We start from the raw sequence: 23,174 nt of genomic DNA on the forward strand, positions 1-23,174 counted from the left end.
GCAGTGCAGACAGAGAGGACACGATGGGCAGCCGTCTCCTTCCCGCCGCCGCGGTCGGGCTGTTCGCCGTCGCGGGCGGTGTCACGGCCCTCCTTGCCGGTGCCTCGGCAGCCGCCGCCGTGCCCGTCGGCGCGGGTGTCGGTGGCCTCGTATGGGCAGCGCACGCAATCACCGGCCGACTCACCCGCCCCGCACCATCGGCATCCGCGAGGCCCGCGACGGGCCGGCCCGACTCCCCGAACGCGGACCGGCCGGCGGACACATCGTCCCAACCGCCCGCCGACGCAGCCCGATGGCTGACCCGCGCGGCGGCGGCCGCCGACCGGCTGGAGAACCAGTGCCGGCAGAGCCCCAAAGCCTCGCTCTGGCCCGCGCTGGCAACGGCGGCGACCTCCGTACGGGCCGCGGCCGACCGGCTGACCACGGCGGCCGAGGCGGTCCGCGTCATCGACACCAGCGGCACATCCACCGACCACCACGACCTGGACCGCGAGCGGGAACGCCTGGAGAAGGAGGCCCGAGCCCTCCCCGACGGCCCGCTCAGGCGGGCCAAACAGGACGCCGCCCGCGCCACGGGCCAACGCGCCGCGACCCTGAAGCGCCTGACCGAACTGCGCCAACTCCTGATCACCACGATGGAGGCCACCGCCCTGCGCCTGGAAGCCGCAGCGGAGCGCGGCGCCATGCTGCTGTCGCTCCAGGCCGCGACGGACGCCTCCGCCGTCCCGACGGACCTGACCGCCCTCGACCACGAACTCGAAGCCGTACAGGCCGGACTCGACACCCTCGACGAGGTCACCCGCTCACTGCACGGCACAGCCGACGAACCACCGGACTGAGGAGGCCGCGCATGCCCGGAAGAGGCCGCATCGTGGTCGCGATACTTGTGGGTCTGGCCGTCGAAGCGGTCGACGCGATGTGGTGGAGCCTGGAGGGGAAAGGCCGCTTCGTAGCTGTGATGCTGTGGTCCCTGGCCGTCATACCTGTCGCGGTCCTCTTCGGCTCGCGCAACCAAGGAGTTCGATGGGTGCTGGTCTGCGCGCTTCTCGCGGTTGCCTCGTTCGCCATGGCCGTGACAACCGCCGGTTCCTGGTACGGGTGGGACGACGTACGTGAGCACCTGACCGCCCTGCCCGGACTCACCGCCGCCGCTCTGCTCATCACGGCTCCATGGTTGGCCTCTTGGCCCCTCCACGATCTCTCCGGCCGGCCGACCCTGGCCCGCGTCATCGAGACCAAGCCCTCCATCGACAGCGACGAGGAGGAGGACACCGGGCTCACCCGCTACCACCTCGCCGAGGCGGAGACCGAGCGTGACCTCGGCTGGATGCGGTTCGGACCACGGACACGCGCCCTCCCCGGTGCCGTCATCAGCGTCTCGGTGGTCCCGGACGGCTGGGCCCCGCCCATCGCCACCGAACGCCTGAACGACACCGACGTGAAACCCGGCATCACCGCCTTCGCGGCCCTCGCCACCGTCCATGCCCTTGCCTGCGCCGCCACGGCGGCGGCATGGCCTCGCGACACGTGATGAGTGTCGCGCCGGGCCGAGTAACTGAGGGTTGTCAGCGCGGCCATTGATCGGGGGACGCCGACGGGGTGCGCAACGCACCAGGCTCCTGTGCCGTTGGAAGAGGTGTTCAAGTCTCAACCCACAGGCATAGAAGCCGCGTTGGTTCCGTACTCTGCCGAACTCGACTCGACCTGCCGCACGCCCTGGCCGACTGGGTCACCATGCTCGTCGTCACCCGCGACGGTGACCACCGCCGGAACCGCACACGCCTGCGCGTCGGCCGTCATCAATCTGCTCGCCGACCGAGCGCCCGGACTGCTGCGTGCCCTGCGAGAAGCCGACCCCACTACGTCCTGCTCAACGGCACACTCGCGGAGTGCGACCAGGTCGGCGACAGCCAGGCCGACCACTCCCACAAGCACCGTCGGCACGGAGTGAACGTGCAGGTGGTGACCGCCCCGGCCGGACGACTGCTGCGGCTCTCGCCCTCACTCAGAACGGTATCGTGCGGCCGCCGCCGCAGCGGTGAGGCAGGGTTTCCGACCGCCAGCAGCATCGATACGGTAGCGGGATGGATCAGGATGAGCGGCTGCTTCATGCCTCGTCGTTCGGCGCGGCCGCCGTCGCCTACGCCGAGCACCGTCCGGACTACGCGCAGGCCGCGGTGCGCTGGGCGCTTGAGCCCGCGTCCGGCCCGCGCGTGCTCGACCTCGGGGCCGGAACCGGCAAGCTGACCGCCACGTTGGTTGCACTGGGTGCCGAAGTCATCGCGGTCGAGCCCGATTCGGCGATGCTGACTGAGTTGCGCCGCCCGCTGCCGGGGGTCCGTGCCCTCTCGGGCAGTGCCGAGGCGATTCCGCTGCCGGACTCGTCCGTTGACGCCGTGCTGGCCGGCAACGCCATGCATTGGTTCGACATGACCGTCGCGGGACCCGAGATCGCGAGGGTCCTCGCACCCGGCGGCATCCTGGCCGGTCTTTGGAACGTCCTGGACGATGGGGTCGAGTGGGTTTCCGGGCTTGCGCGGGTCAGCGGGAGCGCGGCCATCGGCCCGCGTGACACGCCCGCCAGTTGGCGCGCTGCGACGGCAGACATGCACCTTCCAAAGAATGACGTACCCGCTCGGTTCGGCTCGCCGGCGCAGGCGGAGTTCCCGCACGGGCAGCGCCGCACCGCCGACTCTCTCGTCGCGACTCTTGCGACGCGCGCGGGGTTGCTGGGCATGCCAGAACAGGAACGCGAGGCCACGCTCGGCCGGATCCGCGCTTTCCTCGCGAGTCGACCGGAGACCGCCCGAGGCGAGTTCACTCTCCCGATGCGGACAGGGGTGCTGCGCGTCCGGCGGCTGTGAAGCATCACGTCGACGCCCGAGCCTGACGGCTTGCTCACCTGCGAAGTGCCTCCGGCTGGTGCGGGAACGACCGCTTCGACAATCTTTGTGAGTGAGTGTCTTTGAACCTCCCGCTGCTCGGTCAGCTTCCGCAGGGCAAAAGTATTTCCGGCTTCTGCGCACCATGTGACATATTGATCGGCTCCGTCTCGGTCGCCCGTTCTCTCGTGCCACCAGGCAAGTTGCGACACGATGGAGGTGTCTCGTCCAACAACGTGCGGCTATTCCGATTCCGGCCGTGGGTGCCATGTGCCGTCGAGCGGAATGCCGGCGGCCGCCGCGATCCGGTTGCGTGATGCGGCCAGTCGGGTTCTCAGCGCCGCCAAGTCCACGCCCACCAGTACGCCGTCGCGTTTGGCCACGCGGCCGGCGACGAGGACGGTGTCCACCAGGCCGGGATGGCCGGCGCTGACGATGGTGGCGACCGGGTCGGTGACCGGGAACACGGTCAGGTCGTCGGCGCGCAGAAGGATGACGTCGGCGTCCTTGCCGGGCGTGATGCTGCCCGTTCGGGCGTCGATGCCGCACGATCGGGCGGCATCGACGGTGGCGAACTCCAGCAGGTCCCGGGAGCGCAGGCCGCCGTCCAGGCCGCGCTGGACGGCGAAGGCGGTACGCATCGTGGAGAACATGTCGCCGCCGACCGACGGGACGTCGTCGATGGACAGCGTCGGGCGCAGGCCGGCGGCCAGCGCCCGGCCGGTCATCGGCGATCCGAACCCCATCTTCAGCTCGACGTCCGGGCTGATCGACAGCGAACTGCCCGCGTCGGCGAGCATCCGCAGCTCTTCGTCGCTGATCCCGTTGGCGTGCACGAACGTGGTGGTGTCCCGCAGCAGACCGTGCTCGCGCAGATCGGCGACCGGGCGCTGTGTCCCGTCGGAGGCGATGTGCAGGCTGGTGCGCAGGCCGAGTTCGGCCGCGAGCTTCAGCTCCCGGGCGACGGTGTCCATGCTCGTGTCCTCGGGTCCGCGCAGCCCCAGCGCCATGGTGACCAGGCCGTCTCCGGCCAGGTCGGAGCGGACGCGGCGGATGTCGGCGTCGACGGGGTCGGCGGTGCCCCATCCGGCACCGAGGCAGAAGATCGACCGGCCCGGCGCGTCTCGCAGCGCGGCGACGGCGGCGTCCTCGTGCTCGTGGGTCTGCGCGACGTGGTACCAGTCCAACATCGTGGTCACGCCGGAGTGCAGGGCCTCCAGACGGCCGAGCAGGGTGCCCGCATAGACGTCCTCGGGCTGGTAGTGGGGCTTGACCGTACCGTGCATGGCCACCGCCCACTCGGGGAACGTCCAGTCCGCGCCGACGCCTCGGAACGCGGTCTGCCAGGTGTGGCGGTGGTTGTCGACGAAGCCGGGCATGACGATCCGGTCGGTCGCGTCGATCACCTCGGCGTCCGGCGCGTCGACGCGCTCGGCCACCTCCACGATCACGCCGTCCTCGATCAGCACGTCACCGCGGTCGAAATCGCCGACAGCCGGGTCCATGCTGACCACGGTGCCGCCAGTGAGCAGGGTCTTCATCGGGAACTCCTTCACAGACGCTTTCGGATTGTTCAAGATCCGGATTGTTCAAGATCGTGTTGTGGCGGCCGTTGCGGCTCCGTTCGCGGCCGTACCGATCAGTCACCGACACGCAGGTGAGCGGGTCAGCGGGGCAGCCGCAGGCGCGCAGATCAGCCGCGCGCGTTCATGTCACGGGCGCTCAGGGTCTACTGCCGCAGGTAGCCGCCGACGCATCCCCAGCTGGGCGGCTGCGATGAAACCCCGCGCCGATCAGACGGTCACGGCCTCGGCCTCGGCCGGCACCGCGTCAGCCGCGGCGAGCGCGTCGGCGACCAGGTCGGCCGTGTCCTCCGTGCCCGCTGCCAGCCGGACCAGGCCCAGCGGTACCGATTCCGCTATCTGTTCCTCGCTGAGCATCCCGCGCCACATGGACGCCGGATGGACGGCCAGCGATTCCACACCGCCGAGGCTGGCCGACCGGCGGGCGTAGCGCAGCCGGCCGAGGAAGGCGTCGGCCATCTCGAAACCACCCGCGAACTCGATGCCGAGCACCCCGCCGAAGCCACTCATCTGCTCGGCGGCCAGTTGGTGCTGGGGATGGGTCGCCAGGCCGGGATAGTGCACCTTCGCCACCGCCGGATGCGCGTTCAGCGCCTCGGCGAGCGCCAGGCCGTTGGCGTTGTGCCGCGGCACACGCAGCGGCAGGGTGCGCATGCCGCGCAGCAGCAGCCACGCGTCGATCGGGCCGAGCGTGGCACCGGTGAGCAGACCGACGTCCCAGATCCGGTCCAGGATCTCGGCCCGCCCGGCCAGTACTCCGGCCGAGACATCGGAATGGCCGTTGAGGTACTTGGTCGCGCTGTGCCAGACCAGATCGATGCCGTAGTCCGCCGGTCGCTGGTTCAGCGGAGTGGCGAAGGTGTTGTCCGCCATGGTGAGCACGTCGTGCGCGCGGGCCAGGTCCGCGACGGCGCGCAGGTCGGTGATCTGCAGCAGCGGATTGCTCGGGGATTCCACCAGGATCAGGCGGGTCTGCGGGGTCAGTGCCTTCGCAAACGCCTCCGGATCGGTCTGGTCCACCAGGGTGGTCGACACGCCGAGGCGCGGCAGCAGGTTCAGCAGCACCGACGCCGTACCCCCGTAGGTGGACTTCTGCCCGATGACGTGGTCACCGGCGGACACCAGGGCCAGCACGGCCGTGGTGAGCGCGGCCATCCCGGACGCGGTGACCATGGCCGCCTCGGTGCCCTCCAGTTCGGCGACGACGGCCGCGACCTGTGCGTGGTTCGGGTTGCCGAAGCGGGTGTAGAAGTCCTTGCCCCGCGGGGCGACGGCGCCCTGCGCGAACGTCTCCCCGTCCTCGGCCCAGAACGCCGCTGTCTGATAGATGGGCGGCGCGACGGCACGGCTCGGATGGACTTCGCGATCGGCGTGAACGGTGATGGTGCTCTTGCCCGGCATGGCTGCCCTTCCGTGGACCGTCGGTGTGACTCATGGGGTGTGACTCCATGAAGCGTGGCCGACCGGCGGTCGGATGTGACCGGATCTCAGCAATTTTGGCAGCAAATTGCGCTCAGAGCAGGCGCACGATTGTGGTAGGCACGCCCTGGGAGCAATAATCTGCCACCATGGATGAGGTGGACCGATCGATTCTGGCCGTACTCGAACAGCACGGCCGCATCAGCAACGCCGAGCTCGCCGCCCGGGTCGGGCTGTCACCGTCACCCTGTTTGCGGCGCGTACGTCAGCTGGAGGAGGCCGGGGTCATCCGCGGCTACCGGGCCCTGATCGATCCCGCTGCGGTCGGCCGCAGCCTGCGAGTGTTCGCGGGTGTCCGGCTGATGCGCCACACCCGCGCGGATGTGGTCGCATTCGAGAGTGCGGTCACCCGGCTGCCCGAGGTGGTCCACAGCCACCACATCACCGGCAACTTCGACTATCTGCTCCAGGTCGAGGTGGCCGACCTGCCCGCCTACGAGGACTTCCACGCCAACCAGTTGGCCAGCCTGCCCGGCGTGGCCACGGTGACCAGCTACGTCACCATGAAGACGCTCTCGGCCGACACCACATGACGGTCCCGTCCCGACACCGGTGGTCCGGCGCATTGATCACCCCGTAGCCGCCCGCGCTCCGACAACTGCTGTGCGAGCGCGGGCAGTTGGGGCTGGGGCGGTCAGAGAGTGATGGTGCCGCGGATGCAGACGGTGGCGGCGCCGCTGACCCAGACGGTGCCGTCCGCATCGGCGGTGATCTCGATGCTCGCGGCCCGGCCCAGTCTCGTGCCCTGTGAGACCCGGTAGGAGGAGGGTGCGGCGCCGGTGGAGGTGAGCCACTGACCGACGGCGGCGTTCATGCTGCCGCACGCGGGGTCTTCGGGCACGCCGACGCCCGGGGCGAAGGTGCGCGTCTCGAAGTCGTGCGGCGACCCGTGGGGGTAGGCCCCGATTGCGCCGACCATCGCGTCCGGGATGAGGGAGAGGTCGGGTTCGAGGGCGAGGACCTCCTCGGCCGTGGACAACTGAACCACGGCCCAGCCGGGTCCGTTGTCGACCCATTGGTGGGCGAGGACACGGTCGCGTGTGATGCCGAACGCGGCCACGATCTGGTTCAGATACTCGTCGTCGACCGCGCCGTCACGCACACGGGGAGGGGCGGCAAAGGACAGAGTGCCCTCGCCACGGCGCACGGTCACCAGTCCTGCGGCGCACTCCTGCACGACACGGTCGCCGTCCTGCGGCTTGCCGCCACCGTCCAGCCAGGCGTGCGCGGAGCCGAGGGTGGGGTGCCCGGCGAACGGCAGCTCACCGTGCGGAGTGAAGATCCGCAGCCGGTAGTCCGCCTCCGGGACGGTGGGGGGCAGCACGAACGTGGTCTCGGACAGATTCGTCCAACGCGCCAGGCGCTGCATCTCCTCGTCGCTCAGGTCCGTCCCGTCCAGAACGACCGCGACCGGGTTGCCGGAATACGGACTCGTGAAAAACACATCGACCTGCACGAACGAGCGTGTGCGCGGCATCGTCATCGAGGACCTTTCAGCGGCGGCTGCAGCGGATTCTGCACGTCCCACCCGTCGGCGGAAACAGGTCCATCCCAACGGGCGCCCGCACAGCCAGGACAGGGCCAGTCACGGCAAAGTGGACTGAGTCAACTTGACCTGGCCCTGAAGGGCCGGGTTTGGAGGTAGTGCCCAACTGGCTGCTGGGGTGGCCCCTCCGTCCAGACACCCCTATGGGGTGGCAGGGACGCGTGACTCACGCCCCGCATTCCACACGATCTCGCCGCGTTGGCCGATCACGTGGGAAGCATTCCGGTCGGCGTGGGCAACGACCCCGCACCCCCGGCAGACAAAGAGGGCCTGGTCGACCCGGTTCTTCTTCTCGATGTGATGGCACTCGGCGCATTCCTGGCTGGTGTACGCCGGATCGACGTACACCAGTGGGACGCCGGCCCGCTGCGCCTTGTACGCGACGAACGCGCCGAGCTGGGCGAAGGCCCAGGAGTGGAGCGTGACCCGTTGGGGCTTCCTCAGCCGTACCCTCTGCCGGATGCGGCCCAGGTCTTCCAGGGCGATACCGGACGAGGTGCGTTCAGCCTCGGTCACGATCTTCTTCGAGATGATGTGGTTGACGTTCGCGGCGTGCCGCTGTTCCTTGCGGCGCCGGTTCTTCAGGCGGCGCTTGGCGGACTGGGTGCGCTTGGCCTGGAGTTTGCGGCGCAGATCACGGTGCCGCTTACGGTGCCTGTTCAGATCCCGCCCGGCCGCTCGGTAACCCGTGCTGGTGGTGGCGATGTTGGCAATGCCGAGGTCCACGCCGATGAAACCATCGGGCTCATACCGCTCGGCCTCGGGCACCTCGCAGGTGGCGATCAGCAACCACATTCCGTCACGGTGGACGAGATCACTCTCGCCTTTGCGGTGCCCGGCAAGGAGCTTGCGGGCCTGCTCGGAGCAGGTGAACCGCACACCCCGGAGACGTCCGGCGGTGGTCCAGATGCTTACCGTCTGCTCGTCAATCTGCCAGCTGAGACAGCGATCGTCGTACGGCTGCGCCGCATCCGGCCGGAAGGTGACGGGCTTCGACTCGGCCTTGTGGCGGCGCTTGGAGCCTTCCTCGCCGAGGTTCCCGTTGCGGATGTTCGCCCTCAACGTCGTGTAGGCGTCGGCGACCTTCCGCAGCACATGCAGCGCCGGTTGCGCCGACAGCCCCCGGCCTTTCAGGTCCCGGTAGGCGAAGCCCTGCAACACCTTGCGCGAGGTCTCACCCCGCTCGTGGGCCTGGCCCGAGAGCCAGTTCGCCGCGTCGTTGCAGGCATGCAGGGTGCACTCAAGTGCCAACGCCGTCTCGGGCGTTGGCATGAGACGAACCTGTACGACGATCTTCACGCAAGCCACTCTAGCTTCGCGTCCAATGTCACCACGAGGGGAACCACACCCCGATATCCGCAGGGGCCGTAGCGTTGCCTCCACCCTCCACACGCATCTGGTCCTCGTACCGAAACACCGGCGTGGCGTCTTCACCGAGATCCTGACCCGCTGCGAGGAGATGATGCGGGAGGTCTGCGCCAAGGCGAACGCCGAGCTGCGCGAGTTCAACGGCGAACGCGATCACGTGCACCTACTCATCCACTACCCGCCACAGGTCAAACTGTCCGCCCCGGTCGGCTCGCTCAAGGGCGTCTCCGCGCACTACCTGCGCAAGGAGTACGCCGATCACATCCACAAGTACCTGTGGGGCGCGCACTTCTGGTCACCCTCGTACTTCGCAGCGTCCGCCGGCGGCGCACCCCTCGCTGTGGTGAAGGAGTACATCGAGAGCCAGAAACGCCGCGATTGAGGCAGACAGTGCGGACCCGTGCCTCCGGCGCGGGTCAGAGCAGCCCAGAGAAGCCATTCCTCCCGAGCCCTGAAGAGCCGGGATTCCTGGCTAGATCATGTTGAAGCCTGAATTGAGGACGAGGCGTACACCCGTAGTGGTCCAGGACAAGCCGCTTGCAGTCGGCTACTGCAGGCGCTTGCGCCCGCGGTAGCCACGAGGTCGGTCCCGACACCCGCCACGTCCCGCTTACCGGGTGCCGGTGGGTGTGACCAGGAGGCCGCCGACGAAGGTGCAGCTGGGGTTGAGGTCGCACAGGGTGTGGTCGGGAAGTGGGCGATCCCGGTTCCAGACGGTGAGGCGTCCGGGCATGCGGGTGCCGCGCAGCAACCTCATGTTCAGGGCTCAAGCAGTCATGGGCACAGAACGGAAGACGGTAGCCAGATCGGTATGCCGAGCGGCATACTCGAAACCATGGCAGACACCAGTGTCAAGATTGACGACACCACCAGGGACAGGCTCAAGGCCTTGGCCGACAGCGAGCACATGTCCATGAAGGACTACCTCGCCAAGGTGGCCGCGGAGAAGGAACACGAGAAACAGCTCGACACCGCCACGGCTGCGTTCCGCCGCCTCATGGCACCTGGCGTCCTGGACCGCTTCGACGCCGACTTCGGCGGACTTCCGCCGACGACCGCCCACAAGACTCCGCGGGCGGCCTGACCCTGTGGACCTGCTCGTCGACTACCGATGGCTCCTGGCCCGCCAGGAAGACATCCTCCGCACAGACCTGACCGTGAACGATCTCAGTGTGCTCGTGGGCATGGCAGCCCGCCACAAGGTTGATCCGCCGCGACTCGACCAGAGTCACCCGGACGCCTGTTGGCGGGCCGCGGTGTTCTTGGAGGAGTGCGTCTTGCTACGACCGCTCCCGGCCCGAAACGAGGCGTACGGCTATGGAGTCGCCCTCGCGTACCTGGAGGCCTCCGGTGAACGCGTCGACACAACCTACGAACCGTGGCGCGATCTGATCAACGAAATCCGCAGCCTGCGCCTGGACTCATATGCAATTGCCGAGCGGATCCGCTCCTGGCGCCAGGCCTAGGTCCTGTCTGGGGTTCGTGTCATGAATGCGATGCGATGCTGCGGAACCAGAGCATTGCACCGCGCAGGTGCAGCCCGGCCGTATAGCTCTCCGAGGTCTTGTCGAAGCGGAAGGCGATGCCCCGCCAGTTCCGCAGCCGGTTGATGCACCTCTCCACGGTGTTGCGTTCCTTGTAGAGCTCCGTGTCGTGGCCGAGCGGCCGACCGGCCTTCGAGCTGCGCTTCTTACGGCTGGCGGCCTGGTCGGCCTTCTCCAGGATCACTCCCCGGATCCCGCGTCGCCGCAGGTAACGGCCGTTGCCACGGGAAGAGTACGCTTTGTCGCCGGCCACCGCGTCCGGCCTGGCCCAGGGACGCCCGACCGGCCCGCGCACCTTCACACGCTCCAGGACCGGAACGAACTGCGGGCTGTCGCCGGCTTGGCCGGGCGTGAGGACGAACGCCAGCGGGCGGCAGCGCTGGTCGGCCGCAAGATGGATCTTGCTGGTCAGCCCGCCCCGGGAACGCCCCAGTTCTGCGGCTCTTAGGCGGGCCCGGTGCCGTCGGCGGACACATCGGCGCTCGGCGCCCGGGTCGGTCGCCCTCGGCTTGTCCGTTCTGCGGCTCCTGTCCCTCCGCAGCACCCCCTTTTCTTCGGCCTCGAAGGCCATTTCCAGGGCGGCCAACTGCTCCGGTTCCAGGGCCATCCCGGCTGCGTGGTGATGGGCCCGGGCGGTCGCCGAGTCCACGCTGACCAGCCCCAGGTCCACCTGGCCGCGCGCGGCGGCCTCGGCGATCACCGCCTCCATCAGACGCTGGAAGGCACCCTGGGCCGTCCAGATCCGAAAGCGGTCGTACGCGCTCTGCCAGGGGCCGAACTCATCCGGCAGATCACGCCAGGAGGCAGCGGGCGGGCGAGGTGACAACCTGGGGTCCCTCTAAGGTGGCCTGACGTGCGCCGGTTGTTCGATACCGGCCCGGTCCAGGAGGGCGTCAGGGTGTCGGAGTCGGAGCAGGGGCTGGCCGAGGTTCAGCGGGCGCACTGGCAGCGGACCTACGGCGAGCATCCCGGCATGTACGGCGAGGAACCGTCCGAGCCGGCGATCCGTGCCGCTGCCGTCTTCCGGGCCGCCGATGCCCGCGAGGTGCTGGAGCTGGGTGCAGGCCACGGCCGTGACGCGCTGTACTTCGCCCGCGAAGGCTTCTCCGTCATGGCCACCGACTTCAGCCCGGTCGGTCTGGATCAGCTACGCGAGGCCGCCGCGGCCCAAGGCGTAGCCGGGCGGCTCACCACGGCGGTGCACGACGTCCGCGAGCCTCTACCGCTCGCGGACGCCTCAGTGGATGCTGTGTTCGCCCACATGCTGCTCTGCATGGCGCTGTCCACCCAGGAGATCCACGCCCTGGTCGCCGAGGTGCGACGGGTACTGCGGCCGGGCGGAGCCTTCGTCTACACCGTCCGCCACACCGAGGACGCCCACTACCAGCTCGGTACCGGGCACGGAGACGACATCTGGGAGCACGGCGGCTTCGCCGTGCACTTCTTCCCCCGTGACCTCGTCAACGCCCTCGCCAAGAGCTGGACCCTGGATGAGGTCGCCGCGTTCGAGGAAGGCGGCCTCCCCCGGCGGCTGTGGCGCGTCACCCAGACCGTCCCCCGGTAAGTACCACCTGCACTCTCAGTGCTGTCCAAGCTCGTGAACATCCCCGCCCGCCTGGGCCCTTGAGCACCGTCCATGCTGGTGTCAAAACACTGCCCGTTCTCGTGGACAAGGCCTGTCCCACCCCGACTCCGTGAGGAAGCTTTGGCGGGCAGTGCTTGCATACTCCGAATACCTCGTGCTGCGTAGATGGCCGCTTAAGACTCGTCCCACAAACTGCCTGCTCAGGGCCTGATGACATGATCGAAGCGTGACCAGAGAACTCGGCCAGTCCGGTGCGATGAGGTATGTCCTGTTTGATGTTGATGGCACGTTGATCGACGCCGTGGACAATCAGCGCCTGGTCTGGCGAACGTGGGCAGAGCGATACGGACTGGACCCCGACGAGGTCTACCAAGTGGCGCTGCGGACGAGGCCGATGGAGACCTTCGCGCAGGTTGCTATGGACCAGGACCCCGGCGAGTGCCTTGCTGCACTGCACGAGCTGGAGGACGAGGACGTCCGCTCCGGCGCCTATACGGCCTTCGGCGGCGCCTCGGAGCTGCTGAGTGCTCTGCAGCCCGGGTCCTGGGCATTGGTGACTTCGAACTATGAGCACCGGGTTCGTGGACGCTTCGCACGGACGGGCTTGCCGGTCCCGGAGGTCCTCGTGGATGCGGCCGCCGTGGAGGAAGGCAAACCGTCGCCCGTGCCGTATCTGCAGGCAGCCGCGCGGCTTGGTGCCAAACCAGAGGACTGTCTGGTCATCGAGGACGCCCCTTCCGGGGTGGAGTCCGGGCTGCGTGCCGGGATGACGGTATGGGGTGTCAACGCTCCTACGGCGGTGGACGGCGTGCATCGTCACTTCGGCAGCCTGCGCGACGCGATCCCTGACGTCCTTGCCTTCGCGTCCGGACCCCGCCCTCACGGGCTCGAAGGATCAGCCGCGATGGAATGATCTTGATGTGGCCGGCGTGATCACGGCGTCGGAGCCGTCTTGGATAGTCCCGTTTCCCGGGCTGCACCCGCGCCAGTTCATGAAACTGGTGACGGCGCTGCGTCGCGAGGGGGTCGACGCCATCCGCCGGGGTAGACCGTGGAGCCTGCCGCTGGCAGACAGGACACTGCCGGTCACGGCGTACTGGCGCACAAGCTTGACGATGCGCCAGCTCGCCCCGCTCGTTCGGTGGGGTGGGCGCTGGACGGCAGGCCGGCCACTTGCCTGTGTGCGTGGCCGACTCACGGCATCAGTGCGGCGTCATCATGCCTGCTGTTGATCACTTCGCCTGGGCGAGCCAGACCGCGTCGGGACCGGCCGGGAATCGCAGCTGGCCGGTCATGTCGTGCACGGCTCGCCACACCGTCTCGGCGACGTCGCTCTCTTTGGTGACCACGTCTTGGCCCGTGAAGTCGTCCATGGCCTGCTTCGCGAACGCTACGTAGGGCGCTGGGACGAGCGCGTCCAGCGAATCGCCGTTCGTTGCCCTGGCTGCGAAGTTCGTCGTCAGGCAGGCGCCCGGCTCGACCGTCTTCGCCTGCACACCGAACGGCGCGAGTTCGAGCGCGAGGGATGCGGTGAACCCCTCGATGGCCATCTTGCTCGCCTTGTAGACGGCCGAGAGCGGCATGTGCCCCAGCACCACGCTGGAGGTCACGTTGACCACCACGCCGGAGCCACGCTCGCGGAACTGGGGCAGCACCGCCTGCGTCGTCGCCATCACTCCGAACGTGTTGGTCTCGAAGACCTCCCGCACTCGGGCCATGGGGGTGCCCTCGAACACACCGATCGAGGGCACGCCCGCGTTGTTGACCAGGACGTCGATGGGGCCCTCGGCCTCGAACGCTGCGGTGATGCTCTCGGGCCTGGTCACGTCGAGCTCGACGACGCGGAGCCGGTCCGACTCAGGAAGAACGCCCGAACGCGGCGTCCGCATCGTGGCGATGACGTTCCACCCCTGCGAGTGGAAGTAGAGGGCGGTCTCCCGCCCGTACCCGGATGAGGTACCAGTGATCAGAACTGTCTTCATGTTGTGCCCCTTTGCGATGCGGTGGGATCCGTGCGGGTGGACAGGCATTTTCCTGCTCCACGGGAGAACCGGTGATCCCATTGAATCGCTCTGACCTGCGTGGATAGTAGAACTATCCTGGCTACTCCTTGCACGATCCTCCCGTGCCGCCCATCCAGCTCAGGGCAGGACAGCTGTCGGCGCACGCACGGCCTGACGCAGGCGGGCGGCGTCCTGGCTGGGGGGTGCGCCGAACTGGCGGCGGTACTCCCGGCTGAACTGCGACGGGTTGTCGTAGCCGACGCGGTGGCCGACTCCGGTGACGTCTCCGGGGTGGGTGGCGAGCAGCAGCCGGGCCTCTTGGAGCCGGATCTGCTTCTGGAACTGGATGGGGCTCATCGCGGTCACCGCTTGGAAGTTGCGGTAGAAGGCGGAGACGCTCATGCCGGACTGCCGCGCCACGTCCTCGACCCGGAAGGGCTGCGCGTAGTGCTCGCGGATCCAGCGCACGGCCCGCGAGACGTGGCTGAGGCTGCTGTCGGCCAGGCCGAGCTGGCGAACCGTCGCACCCTGCTCGCCGGTGATCACACGCCACAGGATCTCGCGCTTGACCAGCGGGGCCAGGACGGCCCGGTCTCGGGGCTCGTCGAGCAGGCGCAGCAGCCGGACCACCGCGTCCAGCAGCGCGGCCGGAGCGTCACTGACGGCGATCCCCGACGGCGCGCCCCCGCTGCTGCGGGGGGTGGCTCCGGGCCCGGCCTCAAGCAGCAGCTCGGCAACGGCGGACGGTTCCAGGACGAGACCGAACCCCAGCGCCGGCTGCTTGGGGTCGGCCTGGGTGAACTGCCCGGTGACAGGCAGATCGACGGATGCGACCAGGTACTGCCCGGGCCCGTACTCGAACACCCTCTCGCCCAGGGCGAGGCGTTTGGCGCCCTGCGCGATGACCGCCAGGAGCGTGCCGGACATCGAGGGCGCCGGCGGATCAGGGCGGTCGACCTTCGAGATGAGGACGCCGTCGACGGCGGTGGTCCAGTCGGGCCGCGCATGGCGGGCCAGCAGGGTGCGGAGTTCTTCGAGGTACATGCGTCCATTGCAGCACCATTCCGCGCCATGGTTCCCATGCTCGCGAGTATCGTGCAAGTTCGAACGAGGATCTGTCTAACGTTTCCGCAGGTCAACCCAGTTGAATGGAATCACCACACTCCATTACTGAAAAGAGGGAATCCATGATCGTCGACTACGGATTCAACGCCACCCTGACCGCCAGGCCCGGAATGGGCGACCAGCTCGTCGACCTGCTGCTGACCGGACTGAACGAGGGCAGCCCCGGCGCGAGCGAGTACTGCCTCGTCTACCTCGTGTCCCGCTCCGCGTCCGACCCCGACGTCGTCCACGTCACCGAAGGCTGGACCAGCGAGGAGGACCACCACCGCATCTTCGCCGGCGAGACCGCCCAGGCCATCGTGGCGCAGATCGACCCGCTGCTCGCCAAGGACTCCGAGTACACCGACTACGTCCCGGTCCGCGGCAAAGCCGCCTTCTGACCCGCCTAACACCGCACGCGCCAGCCACTGCCGCCTCAGTGCCCGCCGAGGCGGCCCCCTCCTCGCCCGACCGTCCCGCCACCACCCACGAAAGGCAACGACCATGACCACAGCACGCCCCGCCCTCGACCCCGAACTGCATGAACTCTCGGCCGACATGCCCTTGATGTCCCAGCTCAGCCCGGACGTGCTGGCGCAGGTGCGCCCCTACTCCTCGATGCCCGTCGAACCCCTCCTCGAAGGTCGCGCGATCGACCGGCGCGAGGTCACCATTGCGAGTCCGGACGGCACCCCGATCCCCTTGTCCGTCTTCAGCCCCGCGGACACCGATCGCACTGCTGCCGCACCCTGCGTCTACTGGATGCACGGGGGCGGGATGGTCATGGGCGACCGCTTCTCACAGATCGACATCCCGCTGGAGTGGCTCGACGAGTTCGGCGCCGTCGTGGTCTCCGTCGACTACCGGCTCGCACCCGAGGCCACCGGCACCGTCCCGGTCGACGACTGCTACCAGGGACTGCTCTGGATCGCCGACCACGCCGCCGAACTGGGCATCGACCCCGCCCGGATCGTCGTCGCGGGCGCCAGCGCGGGCGGTGGCCTCGCCGCCGGCGTCACCCTGATGGCCCGCGACCTCGGCACCCCTACGATCGCCGCCCAAGTCCTGATCGGCCCCATGCTCGACCACCGCAACACCACCACCTCCAGCCTCCAGTACTCGAACGGGCCCGGCGTCTGGACCCGCGAGATGAACGGATTCGGATGGCGCTGCCTCCTCGGCGACCTCACCGACGACGAGGTTCCCGCATACGTCTCACCCGCCCTGGCCGACGACCTCACGGGCCTGCCGACCACCTACATCGACACCGGCTCCGCCGAAGTCTTCCGCGACGAGGACACCGACTACGCCACCCGCATCTGGGCGGCCGGCGGCCAGGCCGAACTCCACGTCTGGGCAGGCGGCTTCCACGGATTCGACGCCCTGTACCCGCAGGCACACATCTCGGCCACAGCGCGCCGAACCCGCACCGACTGGCTCGCCCGAATCCTGCCCACGAACCCCGCCGCATAACGCCACCGAAAACCTGATGATGCAGGGTGCATGAGCTTGGCGCTCAACGTCGCGGGTCACTCGACCTGCTCAGATCCCTGGGAACAGGCGGCACGTGACGAATCCCCGGACGAAGACTTGGAGTGAGTGCTGGGGCTTGTTCCTGCCTCGAGCGTCAGCCGGTCTTTCCGCCCCACCGGGTGTCGGTCCGTGCCCAGTCCGCGGCCCATTGCTCCATGCGCCGCCGATCCAGCCACGCCCTTGCAGCACAGGCGCCGCCCGCCACCACTCCGACGGTGATCATTGCGGTCAGCGCTCCCGCCAGGGCCGACTGGAGTCGTGCCTCCTCGTGCGACACGGGCTTCGAGGTGAGCACGCCGTGCTGGTCCGTCCACACCGTGACCCGGGTCCCGGCTCGCGCATCGGGCCCTACCTTGGTCTGGCCGGTGCGTGTCGAGCCGTCCGGTGCGGTCCAGCGGGCCGTGACCCAGACCCGGTCGTCGTCGGCCGCGCCGGCGGGCGGCTTGTCCTTCGCGTCCTCAACAAGTGCGGCGGCGACCGCCTGTCGCTCCACCCGCTGCTGGTCGAGGTGTCGTTCCACCGCTCCCTGGGTCGCCATGCCGGCCAGGAAAGCCCCGACGAGCGCCAGGACGTATGCGGTGAGCAGGACCCAGGCTTCAAGGACGTCGCTGAGCCGCCTGAGCGGGTTACGTCGCCATCGCCACAACCGCACCTTCGAGCGCTGTGTCCTCGCCACCGTCGACACCCCCTTGCCAAGGCCGGCATCACCCACTTCAGTGTCCTCCCGGGAGCGCCTCGGGGAGACGTCCGTGCTCCTGGCGGAATTGCAGGCGTCCGGCACCGATCCGATAGCCACGCGTGAACTCGGGCGGCTGCGTCACGAGGCGGAGACCGGGCCGTTCAGCAGGCTCGGCTCGGTGGCTCTGCGCGCGCGGGAGCTGACCGACGAGCTGTGCCGGGATTCGCTGCGGCGGGGCGATGTCCTCGCCTTCGCCCGCCTGTGTGCCTGCGGGGCAGATCTGCGTGAGTTCTGCGTCTGCGCTCAGCTGGCCGACGCATAGGTCTCCAAGGCGCTGAGCACCGAGGGCGCGACCTCGGTGCTCAGCGGCGCAGTCTATAATTGAAGAGTTCTTCAATTGGTTAGTTGCGTTGGTCGATAGATGACCCAAAGTGCGGAGGGCAGGGTGGGGACAGTCACCGAGGCGCTGTTGGCGCGGGTGCGGGCGGCCCGGGCCGAGCTGGCGGTCGCCGTGGCGGCAGACGACGCCTACTCCGTGGCGGTGGCGCAGGACGAGCTGGACGACGCGGTGCGGCTGGCCCGCGGGTACGGGCTCGACGTCGAAGTCGCAGGGGCGGACGAGGAGTGATCGGCATGCCGGTTCCGCTGTACGAGGCGAAGGCGGAGCTCTTCCGGATGCTCGGGCATCCAGTGCGGATAAGGGTGCTCGAGCTGCTGCAGGACGGGCCAAAGCCCGTGCGTGACCTGCTGGCCGCGATCGAAGTGGAGCCGTCGAACCTGTCGCAGCAGCTGGCGGTGCTGCGCCGCTCCGGCATCGTCACTGCCACCCGCACCGGCTCGACCGTGGTGTACCAGCTGGCGGGCGGGGACGTGGCCGAGCTGCTGGCCGCGGCGCGCCGGATCCTGTCCGTTCTGCTGGCAAGCCGTCAGGAGCTGCTGGACGAGCTGAGTGCCACGGAGTCGACGCGGTGATGAGCGACCCGTTCCGGCCGTGGCGCAGAGACCTGCCCGCGGCAGCGAGAGAGCACGTGCCCTCGCCCGTGCGGCCCCATGTCGTCTCGGTACCCGTCGGGCCGGAGGCGGTGAGGAAGGCCCGTGAGGCGGTGGCCGGACGCTTCGGTGAGGTCGGTGTCGCGACGGGCTCTGCGTTCGCCGACGCGGTGCTGCTGGTGGTCAGCGAGCTGGTCGTGAACGTGCTGCGGCACGCGCCGCGGTCCTCGGTCGCCGACGTGGGCATCACGGTCGGGGCGGGCCAGCTGGTCGTCAGCGTCGCCGACGCCGAGCCACGTCTGCCCGACCTCGAACCGGACGCGACGGGGGCGGGACTGCGGATGGTGGCCGAGCTGGCGGCCGAGTACGACGGCGACGTCAGCGTAGAACCGGCCGTCGGCGATGACGGCAAGGTGGTCGTCGTGCGGTTCGGCATGCCGTCGTAGGGCGTAGCAACGTGGAGATCGAGGGAAACAGGGAGACGACACCGTGAGTGATGAAGCTGAGGCGGCCGCGCAACCGGAGAGCGAGCGGCGTCCAGGGAAGCGCATGGACCGAGAGGACTGGATCGAGCGCGGTGTAGCGATCCGGGCGGGCTTCTACATCTTCGGCACCCATCTGTTCGCCGGGTTCGTGTGGCTGCTCTTCTACCTGGGCGAGCACACGAACAAGTAACCGGGCAGCAGAGAGGCCCGGGCGCCCACCAACGAAGGTCGAACGGCCCCTATAGGACCACCGACTCATTGCTGACTATGGTTCGACCGAGCCATTGGGCGGCCGTTCTCCTCCCGCCTGCGGCCGCCCGTGTCTCCAGTCCGGCGGACTACCCCGGACACAGCTTGAAAGCTTGTTAAATTGGCTGGTTGCCGCGACTGGCATGGAATAGGGCGAAAGGACTGCCGAGGGTGATCGCTGTTGTGGGGCATGGTGATCTCGCGCCCTGGACCCTGGCGTTGCTCGAGGAGGAGCTGTGCGCACGGTTGGCCCGGTGCGCCGAGGCGGGCCGGACGGGCCTGGTCCGGGTCGGGCAAGGGCTGCCGGTGGCGTTCGGGCGGGCCGCGAAGCATGCCGGCCTGGCGATGGTGGCTGTGGTGCCGACGCTGAACCGGGTGCCCGCGTTGCTGCGGGGGCCGGACCGGCTGGCGGCCGGGGAGTTGCTGCTGTTGTCGGAGCAGGTACGGCTGGTGGAGTACGACCCGGCGGACCGGGATGCCTGCGTCCGCGCCGACGAGCGGCTGCTGCGCGCCTGCGCCCGGGTAGTGGCGATCTGGGACGGCACGGCGTCCAACGGCCATGACACCACGGCCCACTTGGTGGCCTACGCCCGCAGCCACGGCATAGACGTCGAGGTGCTGTGGCCCGACGGTGCCGAGCGTGTGCCAGGGCTCCGAGAGGAGGCGCCATGACAGCCGGTACCCCGCCGCGGGTTCACATGGTCGAGCTGGACCGGGACGAGGCGCTGAAACTGCTGGCCGAAGCGCCGCTGGGCCGGGTCGTGTTCTCCCACCAGGCGCTGCCTACGATCCGCCCGGTCAACCATCTCGTCGAAGCGAACGGCGACATCGTCATCCACACGCACCCCGGGGCCGCGCTGCTCGCGGCACAGTCGGAGGTGGTGGCCTACGAGGCCGACGACCTCGCCCCGGCCACCCGGACCGGCTGGAGCGTGGTCGTCAGCGGCACCGCATCCCAGGTCTCCGACCCCGCCGAACTCGCCCGCTACCAGGCCGCACTCACGCCCTGGGGGATGCGGAGATGGACTACGTGGTGCGGATCCGGGCCGACGTCGTGACCGGATACCGGCTGGTGCGGGGCAACACGGCTTCCTGACCGGTCAGAGGTCGTTGCCGGCGTAGGACAGGTTGAAGCTTTTGTTGGTCAGCGGGAAGTCCGGGACGATCGTGTCGTTCAGGGCGACCGGCAGTGCGGGCCAGTTGAAGAAGGACGGGTCGACGGGCTTGACCCGCTTGAGGGCGCCGTCGGCGGCGAGTTCGACGCGGGTGGCGATGGTGCCGCGCCAGCCTTCGACGAGGCCGACGCCGCTGCGGGGGCCTTGCCCGGGAACGGCCGTGGGCCCGAGGACCGCGCCGGTGGCGACGCAGTCGGTGAGTTCCCGGATCAGGGCGAGTGAGGTGTCAATTTCTTCAGCGCGGACCAGGAAGCGGGCCAGGACATCGCCGGTGGTGTGGACGGGGACGCGAGTCGGCTGTCCCTTCGGGGTGAAGGGGTGGGCGATACGGGCGTCCTGGGACAGGCCGCTGGCGCGGGCGACGTAGCCGAGGCAGCCGATGTCGCGAGCGGCCTGGGTGCGCAGGATCGCGGTGCCGGTGAAGCGGTCGTGGACGGTGGAGTGGCCGAGCGCCAGCCGGACGATGTCGCGGATGTCGTCGCCGATGGCCTCCATCCGGGCGGGGCTGGGCAGGGTGCGCAGGGCGCTGCCGCCGGGGACGACGCCGCCGCGCAGCAGTCGGTGTCCGGTCACCGTGTCGTTGAGGCGCAGGAGTTGTTCGCGGACGCGTTGGGCGTGGGCGTTGAGGATGCCGTGGCCGACGTCGTTGCAGAGCATGCCGAGGTCGGCGACGTGGTTGTGGAGGCGTTCGAGTTCGAGGAGCAGGGCGCGGGCGCACTGGGCCTGTTCGGGGACGGCCGTGCCGGTGGCCTCCTCGACGGCCAGGCAGTAGGCGAGGGCGTGGCCGACTGCGGTGTCGCCGCTGATGCGTTCGGCAAGTGGCAGTCCGGCCGCGATGCTGCGTCCCTGGAAGAGTTTCTCGATGCCCTTGTGGACGAACCAGAGGCGGGCTTTGAGCTTGAGGATGGTCTCGCCGACGACGGAGAAGCGGAAGTGGCCGGGTTCGATGAGCCCGGCGTGCACCGGGCCGACGGGGATTTCGTAGACGCCGTCGCCGGTGACTTCCAGGAAGGGGTACGGGCCTTCCTGCTCGCCGAAGGCGGGCGGGTCCCCGGCATCCGGGTGCATGGGGTACCAGCCGCGCGGCCAGTGGAAGTGGCGTACCAGGCGGCGCGGTTGCGGGTGGTCGAGGGGCACGATGCCGTGCAGGTCGTGCATCTCGCGTTCGAACCGGCCTGCGGGGAAGGACAGATGGGCCAGGCTGGGCACCTCTGGCCGGGCCGGCTCGAGCCGTACGTGGAGCTCGATGCGGGTGTCCGGCGGCCCCGAGACGAAGAGGTAGACGAGGCGTACGGCGTCCGCGTCGTGGTGGGCGGCGACCAGGGCCAGGCGGTGTCCGTCGCGCAGCAGCGCCTCGGCCCGCTTGGGGAGTTCGGCGGGGTGGATGTCGTGCACGGTGCGCATCGGTCAGGGCCTTTCCAGGACGGCGGCGGCCTGGGCGAGCAGGTCGCCCAGCGGGCCGATGGCGACGCCGAGCGCGGAGAGGGCCGCCAGGCCCAGGACGAGGGGCCACAGGGCGGACGGGCTCTCCACAATGGCCGTGTCCCCGTTGGGAGCGGGCCCGAGCAACATCCGCGCCGTGCGGGTGGCCAGCGCGGCGAAGGCGATCAGCACCAGCAGGAGCGCGGCGGCCGTGGCCCAGCCCAGTCCCGCTCCGGCGGCGAAGCCGGCGCGGACGATGCCCAGTTCGGAGGCGAAGAGGCTGAACGGCGGGAAGCCCAGCAGTGCCACGACAGCGAGCCCGAACAGCGCGCCCAGCCACGGCGCTTGGGCGACCAGTCCGCGCACCCGCCCGATCTTCGACGTGCCCCGCAGGTGGAGGATCTGGCCGGAGGCGCAGAACGCGGTGGCCTTGGCGAGCCCGTGCCCTGCGATGTGCAGGAGCGCGGCGGACAGGGCGAGCGGGCTGCCCACCGCGGCTGCCAGGGCGATCAGGCTCATGTGCTCCATGCTCGAATAGGCCAGCATCCGCTTGTAGTCGCGCTGGGCCAGCAGCAGCCCGGCCGCAAGGGCCAGGGTGAGCAGCGCGATTCCGGTCAGCAGGACGCGGGTGAAGTCCAGTCCGAGGGCTGCGTCGGCGATGACGCGGTAGCGCAGGATCCCGGCGAAGGCGACGGACAGCAGCACGCCGGACATCAGCGCCGAGACCGGGGCGGGGGCCTGACTGTGCGCGTCGGGCAGCCAGGCGTGCAGCGGCACGAGGCCCGCCTTGGCCCCGTAGCCGAGGACGATGAGGGTGATGCCGAGCCGGGTCACCGCGGGGTCGAGACGGTCCGCGCGGGCGAGCAGTGTGGGCCAGTCCAGTGCCCACGCCTCGGCGATGCCGGCCTGCCGGGCGGCGTAGTAGATGAGCACGGTACCGAGGAAGGCGAGGGCGATCCCGGCGGAGCAGATCACCACGTACTTCCAGGCAGCCTCCACGGACGTACGGGTGCGGCGGTGGCCGACCAGGAACGCGGTGACAATGGTCGTCGCCTCGATCGCCACCCACAACACGCCCAGGTTCGCGGTCACCACGGCCAGGCACATCGCGGCGAGGAAGGCGTGTACGAGGGCGTGGTAGCGCCACACGGTCCGGTCCGTAGCCCGCCCGGCGACCCGCTCGCCCGCGAGGTAGGCCGGGGCTGAGGCGCAGGCGATCAGCGCGACGGTGCCGACCACCAGGAGCATCCACACCGTCAGCGCGTCGGCCCGCAGCAGGCCGGAGTACGCGGCCACGGGCCCGTTGTCGATGACGTCGGTGGCCAGGAGCGCGCCGCAGCTGAGGATCACTGCCGGAGAAGCCAGCCCGGCCCAGTCGGCCGGATGGCGCCCGCGCGCCTGGAGAGCAACAACCGGCTCACCGGGCGCGGAGGCGTCTCCTGTTTTCCCCCTGCCGTCTGCCATGCCCGTGGCTCCTCTCGCGGTTCCACGAGAAGGTCCGGCAGCAGCCTTCTCCACAAGCTGCGGGCGACGGCTCTCCTCCTGCC

29 protein-coding genes and 2 pseudogenes are annotated in these 23,174 nt (G+C 69.3%); 20 read left to right on the top strand and 11 right to left on the bottom strand.

Translation table 11 applies throughout. The annotated features are described in order from the left end of the window. Positions 1–23: 23 nt before the first annotated feature. From OG219_RS43195 to OG219_RS43210, 4 genes and pseudogenes are all read left to right on the top strand, one after another. Complete coding sequence (locus OG219_RS43195) at positions 24–839, top strand: hypothetical protein (RefSeq protein ID WP_266836468.1); 816 nt, start codon at positions 24–26, stop codon at positions 837–839. Positions 840–850: 11 nt separating this feature from the next. Then, entirely contained in the window at positions 851–1,531 is a 681-nt protein-coding gene (locus tag OG219_RS43200) for a hypothetical protein (protein WP_266836470.1), read from the top strand. 203 nt (positions 1,532–1,734) lie between these two features. Continuing rightward, positions 1,735–2,007 (top strand): annotated as a pseudogene (locus tag OG219_RS43205) (IS5/IS1182 family transposase); the annotation flags it as partial. Positions 2,008–2,084: 77 nt separating this feature from the next. Further along, entirely contained in the window at positions 2,085–2,864 is a 780-nt protein-coding gene (locus OG219_RS43210) for a class I SAM-dependent methyltransferase (RefSeq protein WP_266836472.1), read from the top strand. Between the two features lie 260 nt (positions 2,865–3,124). Here the strand turns inward: OG219_RS43210 and OG219_RS43215 are convergent, their stop codons facing one another. Together OG219_RS43215 and OG219_RS43220 are read right to left on the bottom strand one after the other, a co-directional pair. Next, positions 3,125–4,423 (bottom strand): amidohydrolase family protein, encoded by a 1,299-nt coding sequence (locus OG219_RS43215; RefSeq protein WP_266836474.1) that lies wholly within the window; start codon positions 4,421–4,423, stop codon positions 3,125–3,127. A gap of 252 nt (positions 4,424–4,675) precedes the next feature. After that, on the bottom strand, positions 4,676–5,866 hold the full coding sequence (locus OG219_RS43220; protein WP_266836476.1) for a PLP-dependent aspartate aminotransferase family protein: 1,191 nt from the start codon (positions 5,864–5,866) through the stop codon (positions 4,676–4,678). A gap of 167 nt (positions 5,867–6,033) precedes the next feature. Between OG219_RS43220 and OG219_RS43225 the strand changes: the two genes are divergently transcribed. Beyond that, positions 6,034–6,477 (top strand): Lrp/AsnC family transcriptional regulator, encoded by a 444-nt coding sequence (locus OG219_RS43225; protein WP_266836478.1) that lies wholly within the window; start codon positions 6,034–6,036, stop codon positions 6,475–6,477. Positions 6,478–6,578: 101 nt separating this feature from the next. Here OG219_RS43225 and OG219_RS43230 read toward each other — a convergent pair whose 3' ends face one another. Both OG219_RS43230 and OG219_RS43235 read right to left on the bottom strand, forming a co-directional pair. Next, positions 6,579–7,421, bottom strand: coding sequence for a PhzF family phenazine biosynthesis protein (locus tag OG219_RS43230; RefSeq protein WP_266836480.1), 843 nt, complete (start codon positions 7,419–7,421; stop codon positions 6,579–6,581). A 210-nt stretch (positions 7,422–7,631) separates the two neighbouring features. After that, positions 7,632–8,762: a transposase gene (locus tag OG219_RS43235; protein WP_266836482.1), complete on the bottom strand. Its 1,131-nt coding sequence runs from the start codon at positions 8,760–8,762 to the stop codon at positions 7,632–7,634. A gap of 52 nt (positions 8,763–8,814) precedes the next feature. Between OG219_RS43235 and tnpA the strand changes: the two genes are divergently transcribed. Then, a complete protein-coding gene (tnpA, locus tag OG219_RS43240; protein WP_266836484.1) occupies positions 8,815–9,240 on the top strand; it encodes an IS200/IS605 family transposase in 426 nt (141 codons plus the stop codon). A gap of 228 nt (positions 9,241–9,468) precedes the next feature. Here tnpA and OG219_RS43245 read toward each other — a convergent pair whose 3' ends face one another. Further along, on the bottom strand, positions 9,469–9,615 hold the full coding sequence (locus OG219_RS43245; RefSeq protein ID WP_266836486.1) for a hypothetical protein: 147 nt from the start codon (positions 9,613–9,615) through the stop codon (positions 9,469–9,471). A gap of 78 nt (positions 9,616–9,693) precedes the next feature. Here OG219_RS43245 and OG219_RS43250 point away from each other — a divergent pair, with 78 nt between their 5' ends. Continuing rightward, the gene (locus OG219_RS43250; RefSeq protein WP_266836488.1) at positions 9,694–9,942 is read left to right on the top strand and encodes an antitoxin MazE7; all 249 of its coding nucleotides are present in this window, start codon (positions 9,694–9,696) and stop codon (positions 9,940–9,942) included. Positions 9,943–9,946: 4 nt separating this feature from the next. Continuing rightward, positions 9,947–10,324, top strand: a complete 378-nt coding sequence (locus tag OG219_RS43255) for a toxin Doc (protein WP_266836490.1) — start codon at positions 9,947–9,949, stop codon at positions 10,322–10,324. Positions 10,325–10,343: 19 nt separating this feature from the next. On the opposite strand, the gene OG219_RS43260 is transcribed toward OG219_RS43255, so the two are convergent. Beyond that, positions 10,344–11,228 carry an IS5 family transposase gene (locus OG219_RS43260; RefSeq protein WP_266836492.1) on the bottom strand — a complete coding sequence of 295 codons (885 nt, stop codon included), beginning with the start codon at positions 11,226–11,228 and terminating at the stop codon, positions 10,344–10,346. Positions 11,229–11,300: 72 nt separating this feature from the next. Here OG219_RS43260 and OG219_RS43265 point away from each other — a divergent pair, with 72 nt between their 5' ends. From OG219_RS43265 to OG219_RS43275, 3 genes and pseudogenes are all read left to right on the top strand, one after another. Then, positions 11,301–11,966 carry a class I SAM-dependent methyltransferase gene (locus OG219_RS43265; protein ID WP_266837896.1) on the top strand — a complete coding sequence of 222 codons (666 nt, stop codon included), beginning with the start codon at positions 11,301–11,303 and terminating at the stop codon, positions 11,964–11,966. 277 nt (positions 11,967–12,243) lie between these two features. Beyond that, positions 12,244–12,900 (top strand): HAD-IA family hydrolase, encoded by a 657-nt coding sequence (locus OG219_RS43270; RefSeq protein WP_266837897.1) that lies wholly within the window; start codon positions 12,244–12,246, stop codon positions 12,898–12,900. Between the two features lie 7 nt (positions 12,901–12,907). After that, positions 12,908–13,130 (top strand): annotated as a pseudogene (locus tag OG219_RS43275) (IS5/IS1182 family transposase); the annotation flags it as partial. Positions 13,131–13,219: 89 nt separating this feature from the next. On the opposite strand, the gene OG219_RS43280 reads toward OG219_RS43275, so the two are convergent. Beyond that, entirely contained in the window at positions 13,220–13,969 is a 750-nt protein-coding gene (locus OG219_RS43280) for an SDR family oxidoreductase (protein WP_266836494.1), read from the bottom strand. Between the two features lie 159 nt (positions 13,970–14,128). Further along, a complete protein-coding gene (locus tag OG219_RS43285; protein WP_266836496.1) occupies positions 14,129–15,034 on the bottom strand; it encodes an AraC family transcriptional regulator in 906 nt (301 codons plus the stop codon). Between the two features lie 143 nt (positions 15,035–15,177). On the opposite strand from OG219_RS43285, the gene OG219_RS43290 reads away from it, so the two are divergent. Then, a complete protein-coding gene (locus OG219_RS43290) occupies positions 15,178–15,495 on the top strand; it encodes a putative quinol monooxygenase (protein WP_266836498.1) in 318 nt (105 codons plus the stop codon). 103 nt (positions 15,496–15,598) lie between these two features. Continuing rightward, positions 15,599–16,567 (top strand): alpha/beta hydrolase, encoded by a 969-nt coding sequence (locus OG219_RS43295; RefSeq protein WP_266836500.1) that lies wholly within the window; start codon positions 15,599–15,601, stop codon positions 16,565–16,567. Positions 16,568–16,721: 154 nt separating this feature from the next. Here the strand turns inward: OG219_RS43295 and OG219_RS43300 are convergent, their stop codons facing one another. Continuing rightward, the gene (locus OG219_RS43300) at positions 16,722–17,303 is read right to left on the bottom strand and encodes a hypothetical protein (protein WP_266836502.1); all 582 of its coding nucleotides are present in this window, start codon (positions 17,301–17,303) and stop codon (positions 16,722–16,724) included. 73 nt (positions 17,304–17,376) lie between these two features. Between OG219_RS43300 and OG219_RS43305 the strand changes: the two genes are divergently transcribed. From OG219_RS43305 to OG219_RS43335, 7 genes are all read left to right on the top strand, one after another. Next, a complete protein-coding gene (locus OG219_RS43305) occupies positions 17,377–17,628 on the top strand; it encodes a hypothetical protein (protein ID WP_266836504.1) in 252 nt (83 codons plus the stop codon). Positions 17,629–17,751: 123 nt separating this feature from the next. Continuing rightward, positions 17,752–17,934 (top strand): hypothetical protein, encoded by a 183-nt coding sequence (locus OG219_RS43310; protein ID WP_266836506.1) that lies wholly within the window; start codon positions 17,752–17,754, stop codon positions 17,932–17,934. Positions 17,935–17,939: 5 nt separating this feature from the next. After that, complete coding sequence (locus OG219_RS43315) at positions 17,940–18,278, top strand: helix-turn-helix transcriptional regulator (protein ID WP_266836508.1); 339 nt, start codon at positions 17,940–17,942, stop codon at positions 18,276–18,278. Beyond that, positions 18,278–18,742: an ATP-binding protein gene (locus OG219_RS43320; protein ID WP_266836510.1), complete on the top strand. Its 465-nt coding sequence runs from the start codon at positions 18,278–18,280 to the stop codon at positions 18,740–18,742. Before OG219_RS43315 ends, OG219_RS43320 begins: the two co-directional genes overlap by 1 nt. A 43-nt stretch (positions 18,743–18,785) precedes the next feature. Then, positions 18,786–18,971 carry a DUF6126 family protein gene (locus OG219_RS43325; RefSeq protein ID WP_266836512.1) on the top strand — a complete coding sequence of 62 codons (186 nt, stop codon included), beginning with the start codon at positions 18,786–18,788 and terminating at the stop codon, positions 18,969–18,971. A 230-nt stretch (positions 18,972–19,201) separates the two neighbouring features. Continuing rightward, positions 19,202–19,702: a hypothetical protein gene (locus OG219_RS43330; protein ID WP_266836514.1), complete on the top strand. Its 501-nt coding sequence runs from the start codon at positions 19,202–19,204 to the stop codon at positions 19,700–19,702. Next, positions 19,699–20,088, top strand: a complete 390-nt coding sequence (locus OG219_RS43335; protein WP_323183368.1) for a pyridoxamine 5'-phosphate oxidase family protein — start codon at positions 19,699–19,701, stop codon at positions 20,086–20,088. The genes OG219_RS43330 and OG219_RS43335 overlap by 4 nt, the downstream gene beginning before the upstream one ends. A 42-nt stretch (positions 20,089–20,130) precedes the next feature. Here the strand turns inward: OG219_RS43335 and OG219_RS43340 are convergent, their stop codons facing one another. Both OG219_RS43340 and OG219_RS43345 read right to left on the bottom strand, forming a co-directional pair. Continuing rightward, a complete protein-coding gene (locus OG219_RS43340) occupies positions 20,131–21,609 on the bottom strand; it encodes an NADH-quinone oxidoreductase subunit C (protein WP_266836516.1) in 1,479 nt (492 codons plus the stop codon). Between the two features lie 3 nt (positions 21,610–21,612). Then, positions 21,613–23,091 (bottom strand): proton-conducting transporter membrane subunit, encoded by a 1,479-nt coding sequence (locus tag OG219_RS43345; RefSeq protein WP_266836518.1) that lies wholly within the window; start codon positions 23,089–23,091, stop codon positions 21,613–21,615. Positions 23,092–23,174: the final 83 nt, after the last annotated feature.

The organism is Streptomyces sp. NBC_00038 (genome assembly GCF_026343635.1).
GTDB lineage: Bacteria > Actinomycetota > Actinomycetes > Streptomycetales > Streptomycetaceae > Streptomyces.

What these genes read in the sequence shown, in the direction of transcription:
- OG219_RS43220 (WP_266836476.1), bottom strand. Translation starts at nt 5,866, where the DNA reads ATGCCGGGCAAGAGCACCATCACCGTTCACGCCGATCGCGAAGTCCAT.
- tnpA (WP_266836484.1), top strand. Translation starts at nt 8,815, where the DNA reads ATGTCACCACGAGGGGAACCACACCCCGATATCCGCAGGGGCCGTAGC.
- OG219_RS43340 (WP_266836516.1), bottom strand. Translation starts at nt 21,609, where the DNA reads ATGCGCACCGTGCACGACATCCACCCCGCCGAACTCCCCAAGCGGGCC.
- OG219_RS43315 (WP_266836508.1), top strand. Translation starts at nt 17,940, where the DNA reads ATGCCGGTTCCGCTGTACGAGGCGAAGGCGGAGCTCTTCCGGATGCTC.
- OG219_RS43345 (WP_266836518.1), bottom strand. Translation starts at nt 23,091, where the DNA reads ATGGCAGACGGCAGGGGGAAAACAGGAGACGCCTCCGCGCCCGGTGAG.
- OG219_RS43235 (WP_266836482.1), bottom strand. Translation starts at nt 8,762, where the DNA reads ATGCCAACGCCCGAGACGGCGTTGGCACTTGAGTGCACCCTGCATGCC.
- OG219_RS43290 (WP_266836498.1), top strand. Translation starts at nt 15,178, where the DNA reads ATGATCGTCGACTACGGATTCAACGCCACCCTGACCGCCAGGCCCGGA.
- OG219_RS43210 (WP_266836472.1), top strand. Translation starts at nt 2,085, where the DNA reads ATGGATCAGGATGAGCGGCTGCTTCATGCCTCGTCGTTCGGCGCGGCC.
- OG219_RS43230 (WP_266836480.1), bottom strand. Translation starts at nt 7,421, where the DNA reads ATGCCGCGCACACGCTCGTTCGTGCAGGTCGATGTGTTTTTCACGAGT.
- OG219_RS43225 (WP_266836478.1), top strand. Translation starts at nt 6,034, where the DNA reads ATGGATGAGGTGGACCGATCGATTCTGGCCGTACTCGAACAGCACGGC.
- OG219_RS43245 (WP_266836486.1), bottom strand. Translation starts at nt 9,615, where the DNA reads ATGAGGTTGCTGCGCGGCACCCGCATGCCCGGACGCCTCACCGTCTGG.
- OG219_RS43335 (WP_323183368.1), top strand. Translation starts at nt 19,699, where the DNA reads ATGACAGCCGGTACCCCGCCGCGGGTTCACATGGTCGAGCTGGACCGG.
- OG219_RS43295 (WP_266836500.1), top strand. Translation starts at nt 15,599, where the DNA reads ATGACCACAGCACGCCCCGCCCTCGACCCCGAACTGCATGAACTCTCG.
- OG219_RS43270 (WP_266837897.1), top strand. Translation starts at nt 12,244, where the DNA reads ATGAGGTATGTCCTGTTTGATGTTGATGGCACGTTGATCGACGCCGTG.
- OG219_RS43280 (WP_266836494.1), bottom strand. Translation starts at nt 13,969, where the DNA reads ATGAAGACAGTTCTGATCACTGGTACCTCATCCGGGTACGGGCGGGAG.
- OG219_RS43320 (WP_266836510.1), top strand. Translation starts at nt 18,278, where the DNA reads ATGAGCGACCCGTTCCGGCCGTGGCGCAGAGACCTGCCCGCGGCAGCG.
- OG219_RS43285 (WP_266836496.1), bottom strand. Translation starts at nt 15,034, where the DNA reads ATGTACCTCGAAGAACTCCGCACCCTGCTGGCCCGCCATGCGCGGCCC.
- OG219_RS43215 (WP_266836474.1), bottom strand. Translation starts at nt 4,423, where the DNA reads ATGAAGACCCTGCTCACTGGCGGCACCGTGGTCAGCATGGACCCGGCT.
- OG219_RS43250 (WP_266836488.1), top strand. Translation starts at nt 9,694, where the DNA reads ATGGCAGACACCAGTGTCAAGATTGACGACACCACCAGGGACAGGCTC.
- OG219_RS43195 (WP_266836468.1), top strand. Translation starts at nt 24, where the DNA reads ATGGGCAGCCGTCTCCTTCCCGCCGCCGCGGTCGGGCTGTTCGCCGTC.
- OG219_RS43200 (WP_266836470.1), top strand. Translation starts at nt 851, where the DNA reads ATGCCCGGAAGAGGCCGCATCGTGGTCGCGATACTTGTGGGTCTGGCC.